The sequence below is a fragment of the Enterococcus sp. DIV1368d genome (assembly GCF_050542975.1).
GTDB lineage: Bacteria > Bacillota > Bacilli > Lactobacillales > Enterococcaceae > Enterococcus_D > Enterococcus_D casseliflavus.
In genome coordinates this window covers 2,761,303-2,780,397 of sequence record NZ_CP172939.1, presented here as the reverse complement: position 1 = coordinate 2,780,397, position 19,095 = coordinate 2,761,303, and the positions used below count along the sequence as shown (strand labels likewise).

Annotated in this window: 17 protein-coding genes; 13 read left to right on the top strand and 4 right to left on the bottom strand. The window is 38.5% G+C overall.

Annotated features, from left to right (window positions below; genetic code table 11):
* Positions 1 to 50: 50 nt before the first annotated feature.
* From IGJ44_RS13055 to IGJ44_RS13045, 3 genes are all read left to right on the top strand, one after another.
* On the top strand, positions 51 to 182 hold the full coding sequence (locus tag IGJ44_RS13055) for a hypothetical protein (RefSeq protein ID WP_005228524.1): 132 nt from the start codon (positions 51 to 53) through the stop codon (positions 180 to 182).
* 276 nt (positions 183 to 458) lie between these two features.
* On the top strand, positions 459 to 1,343 hold the full coding sequence (gene murB, locus IGJ44_RS13050) for a UDP-N-acetylmuramate dehydrogenase (protein WP_371875350.1): 885 nt from the start codon (positions 459 to 461) through the stop codon (positions 1,341 to 1,343).
* A 117-nt stretch (positions 1,344 to 1,460) separates the two neighbouring features.
* Positions 1,461 to 2,681, top strand: coding sequence for a hypothetical protein (locus IGJ44_RS13045; RefSeq protein WP_167826927.1), 1,221 nt, complete (start codon positions 1,461 to 1,463; stop codon positions 2,679 to 2,681).
* A 66-nt stretch (positions 2,682 to 2,747) separates the two neighbouring features.
* On the opposite strand, the gene IGJ44_RS13040 is transcribed toward IGJ44_RS13045, so the two are convergent.
* The 4 genes from IGJ44_RS13040 to IGJ44_RS13025 are packed head-to-tail and all read right to left on the bottom strand — an operon-like array spanning position 2,748 to position 5,720.
* Positions 2,748 to 3,392, bottom strand: coding sequence for an ECF transporter S component (locus tag IGJ44_RS13040; protein ID WP_005228527.1), 645 nt, complete (start codon positions 3,390 to 3,392; stop codon positions 2,748 to 2,750).
* Positions 3,393 to 3,394: 2 nt separating this feature from the next.
* Entirely contained in the window at positions 3,395 to 3,952 is a 558-nt protein-coding gene (gene coaC / locus IGJ44_RS13035; protein WP_005228528.1) for a phosphopantothenoylcysteine decarboxylase, read from the bottom strand.
* Between the two features lie 32 nt (positions 3,953 to 3,984).
* Positions 3,985 to 4,734, bottom strand: a complete 750-nt coding sequence (coaB, locus tag IGJ44_RS13030; RefSeq protein WP_167826928.1) for a phosphopantothenate--cysteine ligase — start codon at positions 4,732 to 4,734, stop codon at positions 3,985 to 3,987.
* The gene (locus IGJ44_RS13025) at positions 4,731 to 5,720 is read right to left on the bottom strand and encodes an acryloyl-CoA reductase (protein ID WP_151195164.1); all 990 of its coding nucleotides are present in this window, start codon (positions 5,718 to 5,720) and stop codon (positions 4,731 to 4,733) included. Before IGJ44_RS13025 ends, coaB begins: the two co-directional genes overlap by 4 nt.
* Before the next feature lie 387 nt (positions 5,721 to 6,107).
* On the opposite strand from IGJ44_RS13025, the gene IGJ44_RS13020 reads away from it, so the two are divergent.
* From IGJ44_RS13020 to IGJ44_RS12975, 10 genes are all read left to right on the top strand, one after another.
* Entirely contained in the window at positions 6,108 to 6,650 is a 543-nt protein-coding gene (locus tag IGJ44_RS13020; RefSeq protein WP_015510239.1) for a helix-turn-helix domain-containing protein, read from the top strand.
* Positions 6,651 to 6,666: 16 nt separating this feature from the next.
* On the top strand, positions 6,667 to 7,755 hold the full coding sequence (locus IGJ44_RS13015; RefSeq protein WP_074933291.1) for an ABC transporter ATP-binding protein: 1,089 nt from the start codon (positions 6,667 to 6,669) through the stop codon (positions 7,753 to 7,755).
* Between the two features lie 12 nt (positions 7,756 to 7,767).
* Complete coding sequence (locus IGJ44_RS13010; RefSeq protein WP_005234157.1) at positions 7,768 to 8,577, top strand: ABC transporter permease; 810 nt, start codon at positions 7,768 to 7,770, stop codon at positions 8,575 to 8,577.
* Positions 8,574 to 9,410, top strand: coding sequence for an ABC transporter permease (locus tag IGJ44_RS13005; protein WP_005228535.1), 837 nt, complete (start codon positions 8,574 to 8,576; stop codon positions 9,408 to 9,410). Before IGJ44_RS13010 ends, IGJ44_RS13005 begins: the two co-directional genes overlap by 4 nt.
* Complete coding sequence (locus tag IGJ44_RS13000) at positions 9,407 to 10,480, top strand: ABC transporter substrate-binding protein (RefSeq protein WP_010749877.1); 1,074 nt, start codon at positions 9,407 to 9,409, stop codon at positions 10,478 to 10,480. The genes IGJ44_RS13005 and IGJ44_RS13000 overlap by 4 nt, the downstream gene beginning before the upstream one ends.
* Positions 10,481 to 11,233: 753 nt before the next feature.
* On the top strand, positions 11,234 to 12,763 hold the full coding sequence (locus tag IGJ44_RS12995; RefSeq protein ID WP_430605778.1) for an NERD domain-containing protein: 1,530 nt from the start codon (positions 11,234 to 11,236) through the stop codon (positions 12,761 to 12,763).
* A 14-nt stretch (positions 12,764 to 12,777) separates the two neighbouring features.
* Entirely contained in the window at positions 12,778 to 15,090 is a 2,313-nt protein-coding gene (locus IGJ44_RS12990) for an SEC-C metal-binding domain-containing protein (RefSeq protein WP_430605777.1), read from the top strand.
* A gap of 522 nt (positions 15,091 to 15,612) precedes the next feature.
* Positions 15,613 to 18,240 (top strand): SpaA isopeptide-forming pilin-related protein, encoded by a 2,628-nt coding sequence (locus tag IGJ44_RS12985; protein ID WP_430605776.1) that lies wholly within the window; start codon positions 15,613 to 15,615, stop codon positions 18,238 to 18,240.
* Positions 18,241 to 18,266: 26 nt separating this feature from the next.
* Positions 18,267 to 18,587: a hypothetical protein gene (locus IGJ44_RS12980; protein WP_069663838.1), complete on the top strand. Its 321-nt coding sequence runs from the start codon at positions 18,267 to 18,269 to the stop codon at positions 18,585 to 18,587.
* A gap of 11 nt (positions 18,588 to 18,598) precedes the next feature.
* A complete protein-coding gene (locus tag IGJ44_RS12975) occupies positions 18,599 to 19,000 on the top strand; it encodes a DUF961 family protein (protein WP_430605775.1) in 402 nt (133 codons plus the stop codon).
* Positions 19,001 to 19,095 lie beyond the last annotated feature (95 nt).

Below are 19,095 nucleotides of genomic sequence, written 5' to 3'. Positions count from 1 at the left end.
GACTTAAATCCCACCAAAGGAAATGAAATGGCAAAAAAAGACCGTGTGTAGTGGTTAGTAATGATTATTATAACAAGAGTTTCAATACCATCTTAGTGATGCCACTCAGTAGCTCAAAAAAATATGTAGAAGAAAAATTTGCTCGATCGAATGCGTTTCAAACAGTTACCGAAACACAATAAAGTAAAGTTCAAGGGACGATTCTTTGTCAGCATATTTGCAGTGTGGACTTCTTGCATCGCAGCAACTTAGAAGTAGTCGATAAAGTCACTACGGAGATGAAAGAACGATTATCTGAAATAACAAAACACTTTTTTTGAAGCTGACTCTTTATTAATCAGGTCATTCGATTATTAAGCTTTTCTTTGATTCACCAGAGGTAGCAACTTTTCCTTGAACATGCTAAAATAAGTGAGATGTTTATTGTGAAAGGAAACCTTCTCGTGAATAAAGACTTGATGATTGCGCAATTCCCTGAAATTGCCTTATTAAAAGATGAACCCTTATTGAACTATACGTATACAAAAACTGGTGGACCGGCAGACATTTTGGCTTTTCCCAAAACAGCAGATGAAGCCAAACAGCTGCTTGATTATTGCCGAGAACAAGCGATTCCTTGGATCGTCTTAGGAAATGCCAGCAACTTGATCGTCCGTGACGGTGGTATTCGTGGCGTGGTGATCATGCTATCAGAAATGAACCAAATCGTGGTGGACGGCACTTCTTTGATCGTCGATGCTGGAGCAAAGTTGATCGATACCACCTATGTCGCTTTGCATGAATCGTTGACTGGTTTTGAATTTGCCTGCGGGATTCCTGGCAGTGTCGGCGGTGCCGTCTTTATGAATGCTGGCGCCTATGATGGCGAAATCCAAGATGTCTTTGCGTCCTGCGACGTTTTGCTGGCTAATGGTCAAATCGTGACTTATACCAAGGAAGAAATGGAATTTGCTTATCGTCATAGCAAATTACAAGAGCAAAAGATGATCATTTTAAGCAGTCGCTTTGATTTAGCAAAAGGCGATCAAGAGCAAATCAAAAAGCGGATGGATGAACTGACAGAATTGCGGCAATTGAAGCAACCGCTAGAATACCCCTCTTGTGGGAGTGTCTTTAAACGTCCAGTCGGTCATTTTACCGGCAAGCTGATCCAAGATGCAGGCTTACAAGGATTGAAATGGGGCGGAGCCCAAATTTCGGAAAAACATGCGGGCTTTATCGTGAATGTCGATCAAGCCACTGCAACGGATTACGTTGAACTGATCGCTCATATCCAACAAGTCATCAAAGAAACCTTTGATGTCACCTTAGAAACAGAAGTCCGAATCATCGGCGAAGAATAGAATAGCAAAAAGATTGTCCTGAGGGGCAGTCTTTTTTTTATGAGAGCTGATAAAAAAGAGCTTAGGTTTGTAAGCTTTCTCAGTCTTCGGTACAATAAACGAAAAGGAGTGAGCAGGATGAAAAAGTGGGGACGCGTCATTTTGTTTGTTGGGTTCGCCTTTCTTTTCGGCGGTTGTACGAAATTACCGCAAGAACAGTTTGCCGAACAGTTGACGAATCAGCAAGCAGCGAATGCTGGTGAATTCCAAGCGACGATCGATACCTTTGAGATGGGCAGCAGCAGCGAATACGGTCAAGAAGCCGATAGGTATGCCTCTATGTTGATGTCACAGTTAGTCGGCTCGTCATTTAAAGGGGACTTCGTCCAGGACAAAGAAACCAAAGCGATTTTACTCAATCTGGCAGTCGCTTTTGGGGGGCAGGAGCTGCCGATCAAGCTGATCGTCGATCCAGAAAAACAAGAAGCGTATGTGTCAGCTGAAATCTATGAAACACTGCAAGGGTATATCAGCGCATTTGGTAGTGACAGTTATGGGACAAAACCAGACACTGCGGAATATGAAGGGAAATACCTGCGCATCGATCAAGAAACCTTAGATTCTTACTTTGGCGAAGGAACTTTTGCAGAGGACGGCGAGGGGACAACCGAAGCAGAAAAAGAGCCTGAAAACCTCTTTACCATGAACAGTCTTTTTCATAATGAGACATTTGCAGACTATCTGAAAACCTTTGAACCGGATGCTTTCAAAAGAGATGGAGATACGATCGGCCATACGTTTACCAAAGAAGAATTGGCAGATTATGCAATCTATGCCCAAGAACACGGTGCCGATCAAAAGCAAGTCGCCGAATTAGAAACGATGCTGGAAGAAGTCGAGCAGTTTGACTTAGCTATGACCGTCAATACGAAAACAAATCAGCAGAAAATGGCTTTTCACTTCGTGCAAGCGGATGAGCTGCAAACCACTATCGGAGCCACGGTGACTTTTACAGGAAAGAAAAGTGATACTGCTGTTGCGATCCCTACAGCGGAAGAATTGATTGACCCAGAAGAATTGTTTTCTCCCTATGATTATGGCTGGGATGACAGCTATGACGATGGGTATGAAAATGATTATGATGATGAGTACTGGGATAGCTATGATGAAGCCGATGATTGGTCTTCTTATATGCTGACGGATGAGGAGTTTGAAGAACTGCTGCTGCAAATCAAGCAAGAGCTGCCTTATTTGACCCAAGCAGATATCGATGATTATCTGACCTTTTATGAAGAGTATTTGACTCAAGAGCAGTATCAAGAGCTTGTCGAGGCACTCCAAGTGACACAAAGTTTATAAGACACTCAAAAGGGAAGCGACCGCCTAAGTTAGCCAAAAAGCTAACTTAGGGCGGTCGCTATTTTTTTAGATACGATTTTTTTTGCGGTTCATGACTAAGCGCAAAAGGACGGTTCCAACTGCCATCGTGGCGATTCCCGCTACAATGGCTTCAGGTACACCTTGGGCGAAAATCACACCCAAAATCGCTGCATAGACAGCATTGCCGGCTTTTCCCACAACCTCTGCATATTCTTGCTGGAACAAGAAGTAGATCAAGTTCATTACCAGGATCGTATTCGTCAAGCCTCCAGCAACACCAGCAATCAGTAGCGAAAGACTTTGCTGTTTGTTTTTCCAGATTTTTTGACAGCCCTTATAAACAAAGTAAGGAACGACACCAATCAAAATACGGGGGATCAGCGCTACGAGGATCGCTTTCCAACTTCCTTGATCACTCCCATAAATCGGTACGAAAGGAGAGAAGACAAAAGAAAGCGGGGTGATGATCCACGTCGAACGCACCATACTGATGATCCCAAAGGCGCCGCCTAAAAAGCCGCCGATCCGAGGGCCCAATACAATGGAAGCAATGATCACAGGAATGTGCATCGTTGTCGCATTGATTGGTCCTAAGGGAATAAACCCAAGAAAGGGAACCGATGCTAAAAGAATCAAGATTCCTAAAAAGAAAGCTGTTAAGACAAGTTCAAAAGTTGATATTTTTTTCATTGTTAGACACTCCGTACTTCCAAAGCAGTCAATGCTTTTTCGAGAATCGTTTCTGTTGCTGCTAATGCGCCTCTGCCGAAATCACCGCAAGCCAGTAACGCTTCACGGGGTTCAATCTCTTGGAAGCCGACTTCTTTCAAAATCCCCAAATTTCTTTGAACAATCGGGTTTTCGTACATGACGGTATTCATGGCTGGCGCAATCAAGCGAGGCACGGATAACGGCAACGCTAAGGCAACTGTTGAGATCAAATCATCGGCTATCCCATGCGCCAGCTTGCCAATGCTGTTGGCACTGGCTGGGGCGAGCAAGAAAAGATCGGCTTGTTTGGCTAGTTCAATATGATTGATCCGATCTGGTTGACGTTCTTGCATAACATCGACATGGATCGGGCGTTTGGATAATGACTGTAACGTCAAAGGCGTAATAAATTGTGTGCTATTTTGAGTCATTAAGACATCCACTGCATAGCCCTTTTTGGTTAATTCATTGGTCAGGTCGGCTGCTTTGTATGCAGAGATACTGCCGCTGACGCCAAGCAGAACGTGTTTTTGTTTCATGATTCTTTCTCCTTTTCTAAAAAAACATCTAGCTAAGCACGCAGGTCATTGCGTAATGTGTCAACGATCAAGGTTGCGATCTCAGCTTTTGTGCGGCCAGTCCCGATTTGTCCTTCTTGTGTCAAAAGGTGTCCGACATGCTGGTTTCCAGAAATTTGCGTCAAGTCGTTGGCCAACACATAATCCGCTTGGCTAGCCAGCAGACTTTTTCGTGCGACCGCAAACAACTCGGCTTCCGCTACGTCTACTAATAATTTGAATCCGACTAATAAGGTTGTCGGCTGTAATGCTTTGATGGTTTGGATCACTTTCGGGGTTTTCTTCAACACTAAAAACAAATGATCAGTATTGGAAGAAACTTTGCCTGCCGTTGATTCAGATTGTGAGAGCACGTGTGCCATCAATGCCGGAGTGACCTGGTTGTCATAAGCTGGTAGGGCATCGTTGATTGCTTCATAAAACGCTGCTTCTGAAAAATGAGCAGCAGGGGTGAAATCACTGACTGCCATACTGTGGATCACGGCAGCATACGAATGGGACGTCAATAAATCGGTCAACTGCGCCAACAAGTCCGTGGTCCCTTCAATGAAATGACAGGTAACTCGTGGATCGGTCGGCGGTTGTTTGGCAGTTTTCGTCGTAACGTAATCGATGGTTACCTCAGGGTATTGCAGCCATTCCTTGGCAATGGCCTGACCAAGTGAGCCCGTGGAATGATTCGTAATTGCACGGACATCATCGATTTTTTCGGAAGTACCGCCAGCCGTAATCAAAATTCTCATTGCGCTTGCGACACCTCAACGATCGTTCGTCCTTGGTGCGTGCCTGCTAATAAAGCTGCCAATGTTTCTGGTAAGTCTGCCAAAGTGATGGCTTTCGTGTAAAGCTGATCGATCACATTCCACTCACCCGCTAATTTCTCCCATAATGCCGAGCGGATCTCATGGGAAACATTGACCGAATCGATCCCAATTACGCGAATCCCACGCAAAATAAAAGGTAAGACAGTCGTTTCGATTTTGATCCCACCAGCATTGCCACATAAGAAGGCTCCGCCCCCATAAGCGATTTGCGGAAGCACTGCCGCAAGCAATGGACCGCCAACAGTATCGATGACCGCTGCAAACGTTTGTTTTGCTAATGGTTTGACCTTTTCTGGTACCACGTCATCAGGACTGATGATTTTTGCTGCGCCTAGGTCTAACAACCATTGCGCATCGTTTTTCCGAGATAGCGCCACTATATTTGTATAGCCCAGTTTTTTCAATAAAGCAATGCTGACACTGCCGACGCCACCGCTAGCGCCTGTCACCAAAATAGCAGCGTCTTTTGCTAAGTGCAGCTGTTCTAATTCTTGCACCGCTAAAGCTGCTGTGAACCCAGCAGTGCCATAGGTCATACTGTCTTTTGCTGAAAAACCAGCAGAACGTTTCACGAGCCACTCGGCTGGGACCCGTTGAAATTGACTGTAACCGCCGGGGTGAGAAACCCCTAAGCCATAACCTGTCACTAAGACTTGGTCGCCTGGGGCAAAATCAGCAGACTGACTGTCCACGACTTCCCCTGCTAAATCGATTCCCGGCGTCATCGGATACGTGCGGATCACGCCGCCATTTTCTTTTGCTGCCAAGGCATCTTTGTAATTGACATCTGAGTAATCAACACGGACAAGCACATCGCCTGCTGGCAGCTCGTCAAGGGTTGCAGTTGTGAGTGAAGCAGTAAAATTTGGTTCATTCATGACACGAAAGGTAGAGAAATTCGTCATTTCAGACACTCCTTTGATGGTTTGTACTCATAATACCATAAGTTTTATTTTTTTAACCAGCGAAGCAAGAAAAGGTAGGTCTTCTTATCAAAAAATCAGCAAAAACAGATCATTATTAAATCTACCTTTTCTTCGTTAAAATAGAAGTTGTTCTTTTAAACCTTTGAAAAGCGAAAATGACGGGACCGCCACTCCTTTCCTTTATAATACAAGCGTTTAGCGTCACTCCTTTTTTTGATCAGAGAGAAAATAATTCAAAAAAATGAAGAAAAAAGGCTTGTGTTTTTTGCAATTATTTGTATACTAGAAAAAGTGAAATTAAACATGAAGTTTACTTATAGCAAACTTTTTTTACTTGCAGTTGTGTCAATCAAAGGGGGAATGAACATGGAGATTGGCGAGAAGCTGCGCAATTTGCGCGTTCAAAAGAATTTGACCCAAGAAGAATTAGGCGAGCGGACCGATTTGACGAAAGGCTATATCTCACAGTTGGAACGTGATTTGAGTTCGCCTTCTATGGAAACTTTTTTTACGATCTTAGAAGTTTTAGGCGTGACACCAGAGGAATTTTTCCGAGAAGAAAATGCGCAGCATCAAGTGGTTTATCGCGAAGAAGACAGCACGCTTTATTATGATGAAGAAAATGGCTATGAATTGAAGTGGCTGATTCCCGATTCCAATGAAAAAGAAATGGAGCCAGTCTTGCTGACCTTTGATAAAGCGGGCGAATACAAGACCTTTGAACCATCGTTAGCAGAAACATTTATCTATGTCTTAGAGGGCAGTGTGGCCTTGACACTAGGAGAAACGCAGTACAAGGCTCGTAAAGGCCAATCGATTTATTATCAGGCGACTGAGCCGCATCAATTAAAAAATATTGCGGGCAAAAAAAGCCGTGTGCTTGTAGTCGTGACAGATTCTTATTTATAGTACAGGAGGAAAGAGTGTGGGAAAAACAATAATTTCATTCAACAATGTGGTGAAGCGATTTGATGATGATGAAACAGTTTTGAAAAAAGTGAGTTTTGATATTGAAGAAGGTCGCTTTTATACATTGTTAGGTCCTTCAGGTTGTGGAAAAACAACCATCTTACGCATCATTGCGGGTTTTTCGGACGCAACAGAAGGCGACGTTTATTTTGATGGACAAAGAATCAATGACGTTCCTGCCAATCAACGGCAAGTGAATACTGTCTTTCAAGATTACGCCTTATTCCCACATATGAACGTTTTTGAAAATGTGGCATTTGGTCTGCGAATCAAAAAATTACCAAAAGATGAAGTGAATAAAAAAGTCTTAGAAGCGTTGCGGTTAGTACAGCTTCCTGGTTATGAGAATCGTGAAATCAGCGAAATGTCTGGAGGACAACGCCAACGGGTCGCAATCGCACGAGCGATCGTCAATGAACCCAAAGTATTGCTCCTGGATGAACCATTGTCCGCATTGGATTTGAAATTGCGAACCGACATGCAATACGAGTTGCGGGAATTGCAGCAGCGACTAGGCATCACCTTTATTTTTGTCACCCATGACCAAGAAGAAGCGTTGGCGATGAGTGATGAGATTTTCGTTATGAACAAAGGGAAGATTGTTCAAAGCGGCACACCAGTGGATATCTACGATGAACCAATCAACCATTTTGTGGCGGATTTTGTCGGTGAAAGCAACATTGTCACAGGCACGATGATCGAAGACAACTTAGTGGAGTTTGTCGGCAAGCAATTTGAATGTGTCGATGGCGGGATGCGGCCGAATGAAGCTGTTGAGATCGTGATCCGTCCAGAAGATTTGAATTTGACGACGGAGGAAAAAGGCAAGCTGGTCGTTGAAGTAGACACGCAATTGTTCCGAGGCGTGCATTACGAGATCATTTGTTACGACGAACAAGGCAACGAGTGGATGGTTCACTCTACAAGAAAAGCCACTGAAGGAAGCAAGATCGGGCTTTCCTTTGAACCAGAAGATATCCACGTCATGCGTTTCAATGAGTCCGAAGAAGATTTTGATGCTCGTTTAGAGAGCTACGAAGATTAGGAGGGAAAGCTAATGACGAAAATGCGTCGTTTTTATGCGATACCCTATGTCTTTTGGTTATTGCTATTTGTTATTGCACCAGTCTTATTGATCATCTACCAATCCTTTTTTGATATGAACGGCAACTTTTCGCTGGTCAATTATCAAAGCTACTTAGGTTCTGGCAAATATTTGATCATGACTTTAAACTCGGTTTGGTATGCCTTTTTGATCACCTTGATTACCTTAGTGATCAGCTATCCGACAGCGTATTTCTTAACTAAGCTGCGTCACAAAGATTTGTGGCTGCTGCTGATCATCTTACCGACGTGGGTCAACTTATTGTTAAAAGCCTATGCGTTTATTGGGATTTTCGGCATTCATGGCAGTGTCAACAACTTCCTAGAAATCATGGGTGTTGGACCAAAGCAGATTTTGTTTACCGACTTCAGCTTTTTGACGGTTGCCGTCTATATCGAACTACCCTTTATGATCATGCCGATTTTTAATGCCTTAGAAGAAATGAATCCCTCTTTGATCAGTGCCAGTCGCGATTTAGGGGCAAACAGCTATGATACTTTCCGACGAGTGATTTTCCCTCTGTCGTTAAACGGTGTGAAAAGCGGCGTCCAAGCCGTCTTCATTCCGTCGCTCTCCCTCTTCATGTTGACCCGTTTGATTGGGGGCAATCGAGTGATCACGCTTGGTACGGCGATCGAGCAGCACTTTCTCGTTACCCAAAACTGGGGCATGGGTTCGACCATCGGCGTCATTTTGATCATCGCCATGTTCCTCGTGATGTTGTTTACGGGAGAAAAGAAAAAAGGAGGGCAACGTAAATGAAAAAATTTCGCTGGTCCAATCTTTATCTGATCGTCGTCTTTATTCTTTTGTACGTGCCGATCTTTTATTTGATTTTCTATTCCTTCAATGAAGGAGGCACCATGAATGCTTTTACGGGTTTCACTTTTGAACATTACCAATCCGTCTTTCAAGATACCCGCTTGATGATCATCGTGTTGAACACCTTTATGCTGGCATTTTTATCAGCATTACTGGCAACGATCATCGGCACATTTGGAGCGATGGGCATCTACTATACCCGCAAACGTCGAACGAGAACGGCATTGTTGAGTTTGAATAATATTTTGTTGGTTTCACCAGATGTCATCATTGGTGCCAGCTTCTTGATTTTCTTTACGATGATCGGCAACTTGTTCCGTGGGTTTAGCTTAGGCTTTTTCAGCGTATTGCTTTCGCATATCGCCTTTAGTATCCCGATCGTGGTCTTGATGGTCTTACCGAAACTGCAAGAGATGAACGATTCAATGATCGATGCTGCCCGTGATTTAGGCGCGAATAATTTTCAAGTCATTAAAAATATCATTTTGCCTTTCTTGACACCGGGCATCATCGCCGGCTATTTCATGGCCTTTACTTATTCACTCGATGATTTTGCCGTGACATTCTTTGTGACAGGCAATGGCTTTAGTACCTTATCAGTAGAGATCTATTCTAGAGCACGTCAAGGAATCAGTTTAGAAATCAATGCATTAAGTACACTTGTCTTCTTATTCTCCATGATCCTGGTGGTAGGTTATTACTTTATCAGTAAAGAAAACGGCGCGAAGAAATTGCGTAAAAACCGCCGTGTGGAGGTGGCAAATCTGCGATGAAACGACTACAATCTCTGATTATCGGTATTGTTGCGATCGTCCTGATCTTGCTCTTTGGTGTCCGTGAATTGGAACGCTCCTCTGGTATGGCAGGCGCTGAAGTCGTCAACATCTACAACTGGGGCGACTACATCGACCCAGATTTGATCAGTAAGTTTGAAGAAGAGACTGGCTACAAGGTCAATTATGAAACCTTTGACTCAAATGAAGCGATGTTCACGAAGATCCAACAAGGCGGTACGTCCTATGACATCGCCATACCGAGTGAATACATGATTGAGAAAATGATGGAACAAAATCTTTTAAAACCATTGGATCACAGTAAAATCAAAGGGCTAGACAATATCGACCCTCGCTTTTTGGACCTGAGTTTTGATCCAGGCAATCAATATTCCATCCCTTATTTCTGGGGAACACTGGGGATCGTCTATAACGATAAGTTCTTTGATGAAGGTGAGATCACCCAATGGGACGATCTTTGGAAACCCGAATTAGCAAATAGCATCATGCTGATCGATGGCGCGCGTGAAGTGATGGGATTAGGTTTGGACAGCTTAGGCTATTCTCTTAACAGCAAAGACGATGATCAGCTGCAAGAGGCATTCAATAAGCTACGGACCATGACCCCAAACATCAAAGCCATCGTCGCAGATGAAATCAAGATGTACATGGCCAACGAAGAAGCATCGGTTGCGGTCACATTTTCTGGGGAAGCAGCCGACATGATGTACGAAAACGAGCACATTCATTACGTGATCCCTTCGGAAGGCTCCAACCTGTGGTTTGATAATATGGTCATTCCTAAGACCTCACAAAACGAAGCCGGTGCTTACGCCTTCTTGAACTTTATGCTAGAACCCGAGAACGCTGCACAAAACGCAGAATACATCGGCTATTCCACACCTAACCAAGAAGCCATGGCATTACTGCCTGACGAGATCACCGAAGACGAACAATTCTATCCATCCGATGAATTAATGGAACACCTCGAAGTCTATGAAAACTTAGGTGCTGAGTATCTGGGCATCTATAATGATTTGTTCTTGGAATTGAAGATGTATCGGAAATAGGGTGGAAACCCAGCTAAAATGGCGTTAAATCAATAAACAAATAGAGAAATGAGCCACCATTTTAGCTGTCAGTTTTCCACTTTTCTACCAAAAGCGACGATTTTGTCGCTTTTTTTGCGTTTTCTACCACAGTTTTCTACCACAGTTTTCTACCAGAGGAAAAACGGCTGTAACTATTAATATTACTGCGTTTTTTAGGTGTTGTAAGTAAGAGATAAGTTTATGTATTTTTGAAATTTAGGGTGGTAGGATAAAAATTGTAGATCAAAAAAGCGAGAAGACTTAATTATTGAACCCAGAAGATAAGAAGATTCGAAGCAGTTTTTTTATTTTCGAATGCGAAGAGTCTTTGTATATCAGGCTTTTTCTCTACTTTTCTTTGTTATTAGTCAGGTAAAAATATGAACTTTCACCTGTAGTTGTCCTAGATTGTCCCGTTTTAACTACCAATATTGTCCAAATGAGGTAGTCACTCCTAATTACTTGACAGCCTGTCGTGATTTTATGAGAAGGATTGGTAAAAGATGGGAAGTGTTGATGGAAGAAATTAGATATGATTATAGGGAAATTAGAGTAGAAAATTGATTAGGAATTTTAAGCAAAAATATTTTAATTAATTTTTCTAATTCAATTACAAAAACAGCGTTAAAAACTAATGATTTAATGGTAAAAGTTGATAAAGATTGAATGTATCAAATGTGAAATCGTTATTGTATAATTTGTTTATAGAAAATAACCAAACGGAGAATAACGATGAATGATAATTTAGAATTAGTGTTTAATCAATACAACGATTTTTTTCAAACGGGATCTCATATCAGGTCAAATCAAACAGCTTTAAAAATTTTGAAAACTGGTTTTAACGATTCTCAAGATCTTCAAAGTAAAATAAGAAAACTTGAAATTGAAGAATTTAGACAGAAACTAAGAGGTGATCATCAAGATCTCAAATCTTTGATAGAGTTTGAGCAACCAAAGTCAATTTTCTTAACTGTTATTTATATTAATATAGTTCTTGATTCTATCGATGATGTTTTTTTTTCGGAGATTGATATTGAAAGGAGAGCACTATTCCAAATTGTTCTCTCAATAGTGATGTATGTATTATTTCTCCAAAACTATAAAAATTCAGAGAAACCACTTTCAAAGAAAGCAAAGAAATCAGTATTTGAAAGAGAAGATTATTTATTAGGGATAGAAGAAATCAAGAAAGTATGCTGGACCATTAAATCTAGTGATTTCACAAAATTTGTAGATTTGTTTTCATTTGATTTTGAAAATAGGAAAATCGAGGATTTAAACAATGAAAGGCTATTTAGATTTAATAATTCAATTTTCATTTTGTCAATTGAAGAATTCGTAGAGTATATTTTGTTTCAAGTAGAATCAATTTATCGCTCAATTAGTACTGAAAAGGAATTCTCAAAATATCAAAATAGGAAGGGTTTTGAGTTCGAGAAACTAGTATATAATTTGTCCGCATCATCGGGACTATTTAGTGAAATTGCTCATTCCTTAAATTATTATCCTTTCAACAATAAGGTTGCTGAAGTAGACATTGTTATTAGGGAAGAAGAATACCTTACTATTATTGAATGTAAATCAGGAACAATAGAATTGAATAGTTCCTCAAATGATAATGAAGTAAAGCAAAAGATAAATAATAAAGTAAAAAAAGCATATCGAACTCTTGAAAATGCATATGAATATATCTGCTCAAATGAGAAGTACAAGTTTATAAACGATATAGTTTCTTTTGAAGGTGAAAGTAGTGTTATTGAACCATTATGCTTGCACTTGTCTATGTATCCAATCGATTCCCTATCATCGAATATCCATGTTCTAGATGAAAAATATATTGGAACAAATAGAAATCCCAAGATTACTATGTCTTTTGAACATTTTATGGCAATTTTACTTGAGTGTAGTGATACTGATTCTATTTCGATAACTCAATATTTAAAAAAGAGAAAAGAGTATATTTTAGAAAAACCCAAAGTTAGTATGGACATTAATGAACTGGATTTGTACGCTCAAATTGCTAATATTAATGGGAAATCTTTGCTAACAGAATCATTTGAAAAGAGTTTGTTAGATTCTTTTTCAGATGATGTAAAAATAGTCACTTCATTCAAGGATGTAAATGGAGATGAATACCGACCAGCATATAACATGATAAAAAAATTAGACAGCGTCTTATTAGCTTGGGTGTTCGATGTGAAATTTGGTTTGAACAAGAGATATTTGTCCTATTTAGAGAAATATATATCATCTGAAAATTAGGGAGAGAATGAGAGATGTCTAAAAAGCATGTAAAATTTAATCATATTGCCTTTTCAAACAATCTATCTACACCAATGAGAAACACTCAAATCAGCGAACTAGCAGATTTGTATAAAGAAAAAACTGCAGAAATCACGGCGAAAATAGAAAATATAATTCAGATGCTTCACTGTGTAAAACCGCTTGAATTAATGAATTTTCTTGTTACTACAGACTATTTTTCTACTGTTATGATGGGCTCGGAAATAGATTATTCGAATGATCAGATATTACAAAATAGAGCAATCGAATATATTCAAAGTTTACTTGTTTCAAATGCTGTAAATTTAGAAGGAATAAAATATGTGAAAGGTGAACAAGAATCGTATTTTCATAAAATTCAAGCCGAGACAATAGATCTCTATAATACAATTCAAGAATGGTATTTCTACTGGGGAGCACATGCAGAAAGAGTATTAAAACTAGATAAAGATAGCATATCTTATATTGTAGAATCTCAGATGTTTTCTCAAGTTAGAGGAAAAAGATATCAATTTCAAGTTGAAGAACATCTACAAACATTACTGAAACCACTGGATAATCTACTTGTGGAAAATTTTAATATTTCTGCAGATGAAATTATTAAAGGTTTAATTACAATCGAACATAGCTTAACTCAAGGACGAGGAGAGGCAATATCCAAAATTAGAGAAATGATGGAAAATCCTAACTTTGATTTTGAAAATCCTAAGAATGAAGCTGTTGAAGAAGGAAGAGATTTATTTGCTAGAATGTTTGGAAGCACAACGAATGATATAAAACAAATCACTAACTGGCCTATAGAATTTATTAAAAAACTATCCTTTTCAATAGGTGAGGCTGATAATTTTTCTGCAAATGGTTTTGAGTATTGGCCTACGATAGGGTTTCCAATACAGAAAAAACCATTTATTAAAATTGAAGATAGTTTTTATTGTTTCGCATATTATAATTTATTTGATAATATTTATCGCATTCTTCAAAAATTGTTATTTGAGTCCAATATATCTAATAAGGATGCTTGGGAGCAAACGCAAAAAGAATCTTCTGAGTCAGCTATTGTGGAGCTTTTTGCAGAGTTACTACCCGAATCCAAAATTTTTCGAGATAACTATTATCCTGAAAAAGAGTCTTTAAAAAGAATGAATGAGAACGATATTATTATTGAGTATGAAAACAGTCTTATTATAGTCGAAGTTAAAGCCGGTTCATTCTCACCAATACCAGCTATTATAAACTATGAATCACATTTAAGATCTTATAAGAGTTTAGTGGAGAAAGCTGATCAGCAATGTCAGAGAACTTTAGCTTATCTGAATCGTAAAAATAGATCTCCGATATATGATAAAAATAAAGTAGAAAAAGCTATCTTTGTAATGGACAATTACGATTACATTTACTCAATGTGTATTACTATAGACGACTTTAATGAATTTGCAGCAAAAGCAGAAAAGCTGAATAGTATCAACATTGAAGCAGGTACTATTGTAATGTCTATTGACGATCTGAGAACATATAAAGATTATTTTGAATCGCCATTCATTTTCTTTAATTACCTTGAAAACAGGAAAAATGCTACTCAAGTTGCGTCATTAAGATTAACCGATGAGTTAGATCATTTAGGAATGTATATTGAACACAACATGTATCCTAAGACAATGAGTGGCGGTAAAAAAAATTCTATTATTCAAGGTTGGGGTTACAGACAAGAACTGGATGAATATTTTATGTCTTTGTGGTCGAAAAATCAGGGGAGAAGACCAGAAAGAGAGCTAGATTCAGTACGGCTAGAGCTGCTTTCTACACTTAGCAAAAAGAATATAGATAGAAAACTCCTATTTTCCAATTTTTTACTAGATTTTTCAACTGAAGGAGCACAATTTTTCTTAAATAGTATTATTTCCCTTCAAAGAAGACAAAATGAGTTAGGTCGTATGCTTCCTGCGGTATCTTCTGGAAAGAATTGCAGATATGTGATGTTCATAGAACAACCAGAGATTGAAAAATATCCATCTGAAATGATGTTGAAGTATTGCGATGGAATGTTAGCCTATGGCAACTATTCAAAACTAATGTTCATTAATCTCTTTACAGACTCAAATGGAAAAATAGTTGACTTAGAATTTAAAGAAAGAAGAAGAGAGGATATAGATCCTCAGAAACTAGACGATCTTATAAAATATGGGCAAAGGACGTTCGGTACTAGATTACAAACAATTATTAATAAATCTGGAAAGAAAAAGATTGGAAGAAATGACAAATGTCCCTGCGGAAGTGGCTTGAAGTATAAAAAATGTTGTGGAAATTGAATAATATGAATTCGAACTTTGTTTTTATTCCGATAGTTTTGGATGCTAAGTATTTAGATCTTGAGTCTATATGAAGCAATTAAAACTGGTTTGTTAAGCTTTTAAACTAAAAAAAACTATTTCTCAAAAATTGGAATAACACTTAAAAAAATGGATTGTCTGGGTATGAAGAAAATAATCCCGAAGTATTTGAAATCCTGTACAACAAAAGGATACTGCATTAAAAAATGCAAGTAAACTAGAGGGGAATTATGGCGACTCCATTTCATGTTCTGAAAGGAACCTTTGTATAACTGTTCATGATTTACTTGGAAGATTAGTAAATTTAGAGAATCATGCCAAGAATGTTTAGATATTTTGGTTTTAATTCGAATTTTTTTAAGCAGGAAACCAAATATTTGTCTGCGCCATGATCTTTAGTATGTATATACTAGAGGTCTTTTTATTATGGAAGGAGGTGTTTTGAAAAGTTGATGATTTAATATTTGCAAAATACTTAAAAACTACTCAGGAGGAAAACAAATGAATAAGAAGAAACATCAAGCAATCACGCTGTTGAGTGTATTAACAGTGATGATTGCTTTTTTTATTGCTCCAATTATGGCTTTGGCTGCTACAGTCAATTACACAAAAGTTGCTAACTATGTCTCTACTTGGCATATAAAGTCTATGGGTGGGCTTCATTGGACTGATGATGGTGTCTATATGATTAAAGCAAATAATGAACCAGCCTTTTGTATCGAACATGGTGTGATGCTAAATGGTGGCTCTGATTTTACACCGTCTGAGATGACGTCAGCTGAAAGAGAAAAATTATCTTTGATTGCCTATTACGGCTATCAAGTCAATCCAACCGTTGAAAATTATGGAATTACTCAAAGTATTATTTGGGAAGAATATGGGGATGAACTTCTATCCACTCAACTACCAAACTATGCGAATCGTAAAAAAGCGGTACTAGATCAGGTAAGTAGACATCATACGAAGCCTAGCTTTCATAATCAAACGATTGAGCTAAAGGTTGGAGAATCCATTACCTTAACTGATTCTCAGAATGTACTGCCCAATTACAGTCATCTATTATCTAATACGGCAAACCTTAAAGTTGAAAAAAATGGGAACACTCTGAAGTTAACTGCCACGAAGGACTCTAAGGAATCAGGTACACTCCAATATGGCATTGTACCAAAAGATCAAGTTGGACAGAGTTTCGTGTATAAGAAACCTGGTGAACAAACGGTTGCTACATTTAAATTAGCGAATGCAGGTGAAATGAATTTGAACATTAAAGTTCATTTAAATGGACATGTAAAAATTCAAAAAACTGATGAAGATACAGGATTACCAATCCCTAATACAAAAATGAAATTAGAATACGATGGGTTAGAAAAAGAGGTAGTAACAGATAAAAATGGTCAAGCTCTTTTACAAGATGTTTCTGCTGGAACAAAAGTGAAAATCACTGAAGTTACCGCAAGCGATGGATTTGTAAATAAAGGTGAAAGCAAAGAAATTATCGTCGAGCCAAATAAAACAATTGAAGTGGTGTTTAATAATAAAGCCCAACAAGGGATAGTCAAAATGAAAAAAAACGGACAAAAAGCAAGTTCTGTGACTGTTGAAGAGTCTGAATTTGGTGAGTTGCATCAGATTCATTTTGACTATATCCCTCTTGCTGATGTAGTTTTTGATATTCAAGCAGCGGAGGATATCAAGGTTGGAAACCATATTCATGCGGAAAAAGGAGAAGTGGTCGCAACCGTAAGAACAGATGCTCAAGGAGCATTCGTTGATATGCCAAAATTATATTTAGGAAAATATGAGGCAATTGAAAAAGAAGCACCAGATGGATTTCTTTTCGATGATACACCAATCCCATTTGAATTTTCCTATGGTGGACAAGAAATTGAATTGATATCAGAATCAATCGAGGCAAAAAATGAGTTTCAACGGTTAAACTTGATCATTCATAAAAATGAGGAGGCCATTTCTGATTGGGAAGGAAATCAGCCAGTCATTGAAAAAATACCTGGTGAAGAGAAAACTTTCGGACTATTTACCAATCAAGAGTTTCTATTAGAAGATGAGACGATTATTCCGGCTGATGCATTATTAGCATTCGATTCAGTTTTTGAAGGAAAACAACAATTTAGCGATATGCATTTACCAGAAGGGCAGTATTATATTCAAGAACTTGTTTCGGGAGAACTTCATATCTTAGATGAAAAGAAATATGAGTTTGAGTTCTTAGCTACTGATCATGAAACAGAAAAAACAATTCATATCTATTCTTCAGATTCTGATGAAGAAACGGCTATCTTGAATCAGTTGCATTTTAATCAATTTGGTCTTAAAAAAGTGAATGAAGAAGCGACTTTAATAGCTGATGAGGGTTACGAGTTTCAATGGACAGGCAATGGTGAAGGAGCTGTTTTTACTCTAGAAACAGGTGATAATCAAGTGATTCAAACAATTGAGACTGGTGAGGATTCCATTGCTCTCTTTGAAAATATTCCGGTTGGAACATTTTACTTGAAAGAAACACAGCCATCTTCCGAAAAATATGTATTAACTACAGAAACGTTTACAATTATTTCTACCAAAGAAGGAATTCAAATTTTCTCAGAAAACGGTGATTTATTAGTATCTTCCATAGTAGAGGATAGTGAGGATGAAGTAACTGTAGATGATTTAGTCGTTTTATTTGAAGTAAAAAATCATTTGATCAAGGGAACTGCTGAGTTGACTAAAAAAGATGCAACGACAGAAGGAACTCTATCAAATGCTGGTATTCGTCTTTTAGATAAGAACAAGAAGGTTGTTTATGAAGGAAAAACAAATAAAAATGGGAGTATTCAATTTAGTCAGCTTCCTGCTGGTAAGTACTATTTCCAAGAATTTTCAGCTCCTGAAGGCTTTCAGCTAGATCTAGAATTAATTGCATTTGAAATTACGAAAGATGGTGAGATTGTGAAAAAAGAGATGACAAATCAACCTGTTCCAAAAGAAAAGAGTAGTTTGCCGCAAACTGGTGAGACAAATCGAAAAATTGGTGTTGTTCTAGGTAGTTTATGCATTATTAGTGCTACAAGTTATTTCGTTTACCGAAAGTTAAAAGAAAAAGAAAAAGAAACTAAAAAACGAAGCTAAAATTTAAAAAGAAAGAAGGAATTGAAATGTCGAATCGTGTCACCAGCATTATCTTAAAAGAAAAGCAATTAGGGGAAACTATTAAAGCAACTGTGAAGGAAGAGCGTGAGATTTATGTAGAGGGAAAACGTGTTCCTTGTCGCATATTTATCGCTTCTTCTGCGCTTCATCCTGATTTTGAAATCATTGTTCCAAACCTAAGGAATTCGCTTCGTTTTGAGGGACGAAAAGAGATTGAATTGAAAGAAGTCAAACTAGTTCCTAGTGCAAAAAGAAACAACATTGGAACTGCCAGTCGCTCATTAGAATTACAAGTCTTAGCAAAATCATTAGTAGTAATAGATTAGGAGGAAGAAACATGAGTTTAAAATTTGAAGACAATTTAGTAAGAGATTTTGATGTGCAACAAACTTTCGGGAAATTAAACTATTTAAGTAACCAAACAATTTATGAAAATGATAGTGAAGGTGGGCGTACAGAACTGGTACGAGAACAGCGAATCACTGTGTATTCAGAAGTTAAGGAGGATCAAATTGATATTACTTTACCTGCAGAAACTTCTATGACAGAGCTTCACTATGATGATGAGATCGAATTGACAGGAGAAGTAACTGCTCTTGCGTGGTTGTCTTCCTATACTGGCTATAATGATTCTATTCAGTCAGAACAGGCTTTTAAGATTCGTGCTGATGGTGTCAAAAAGAAGACTGTCTCTATTCCAAATAAAAACTTGAAGGAAAAGCAGCATAGAACTAATTAACCGATGAAAGGAAATGAGTATGAAGAATTTTTTTGACTATCGTGGCATTCGTATTCGACCTTTTCATTTGAATATATATCGTACGTAGGATTAGC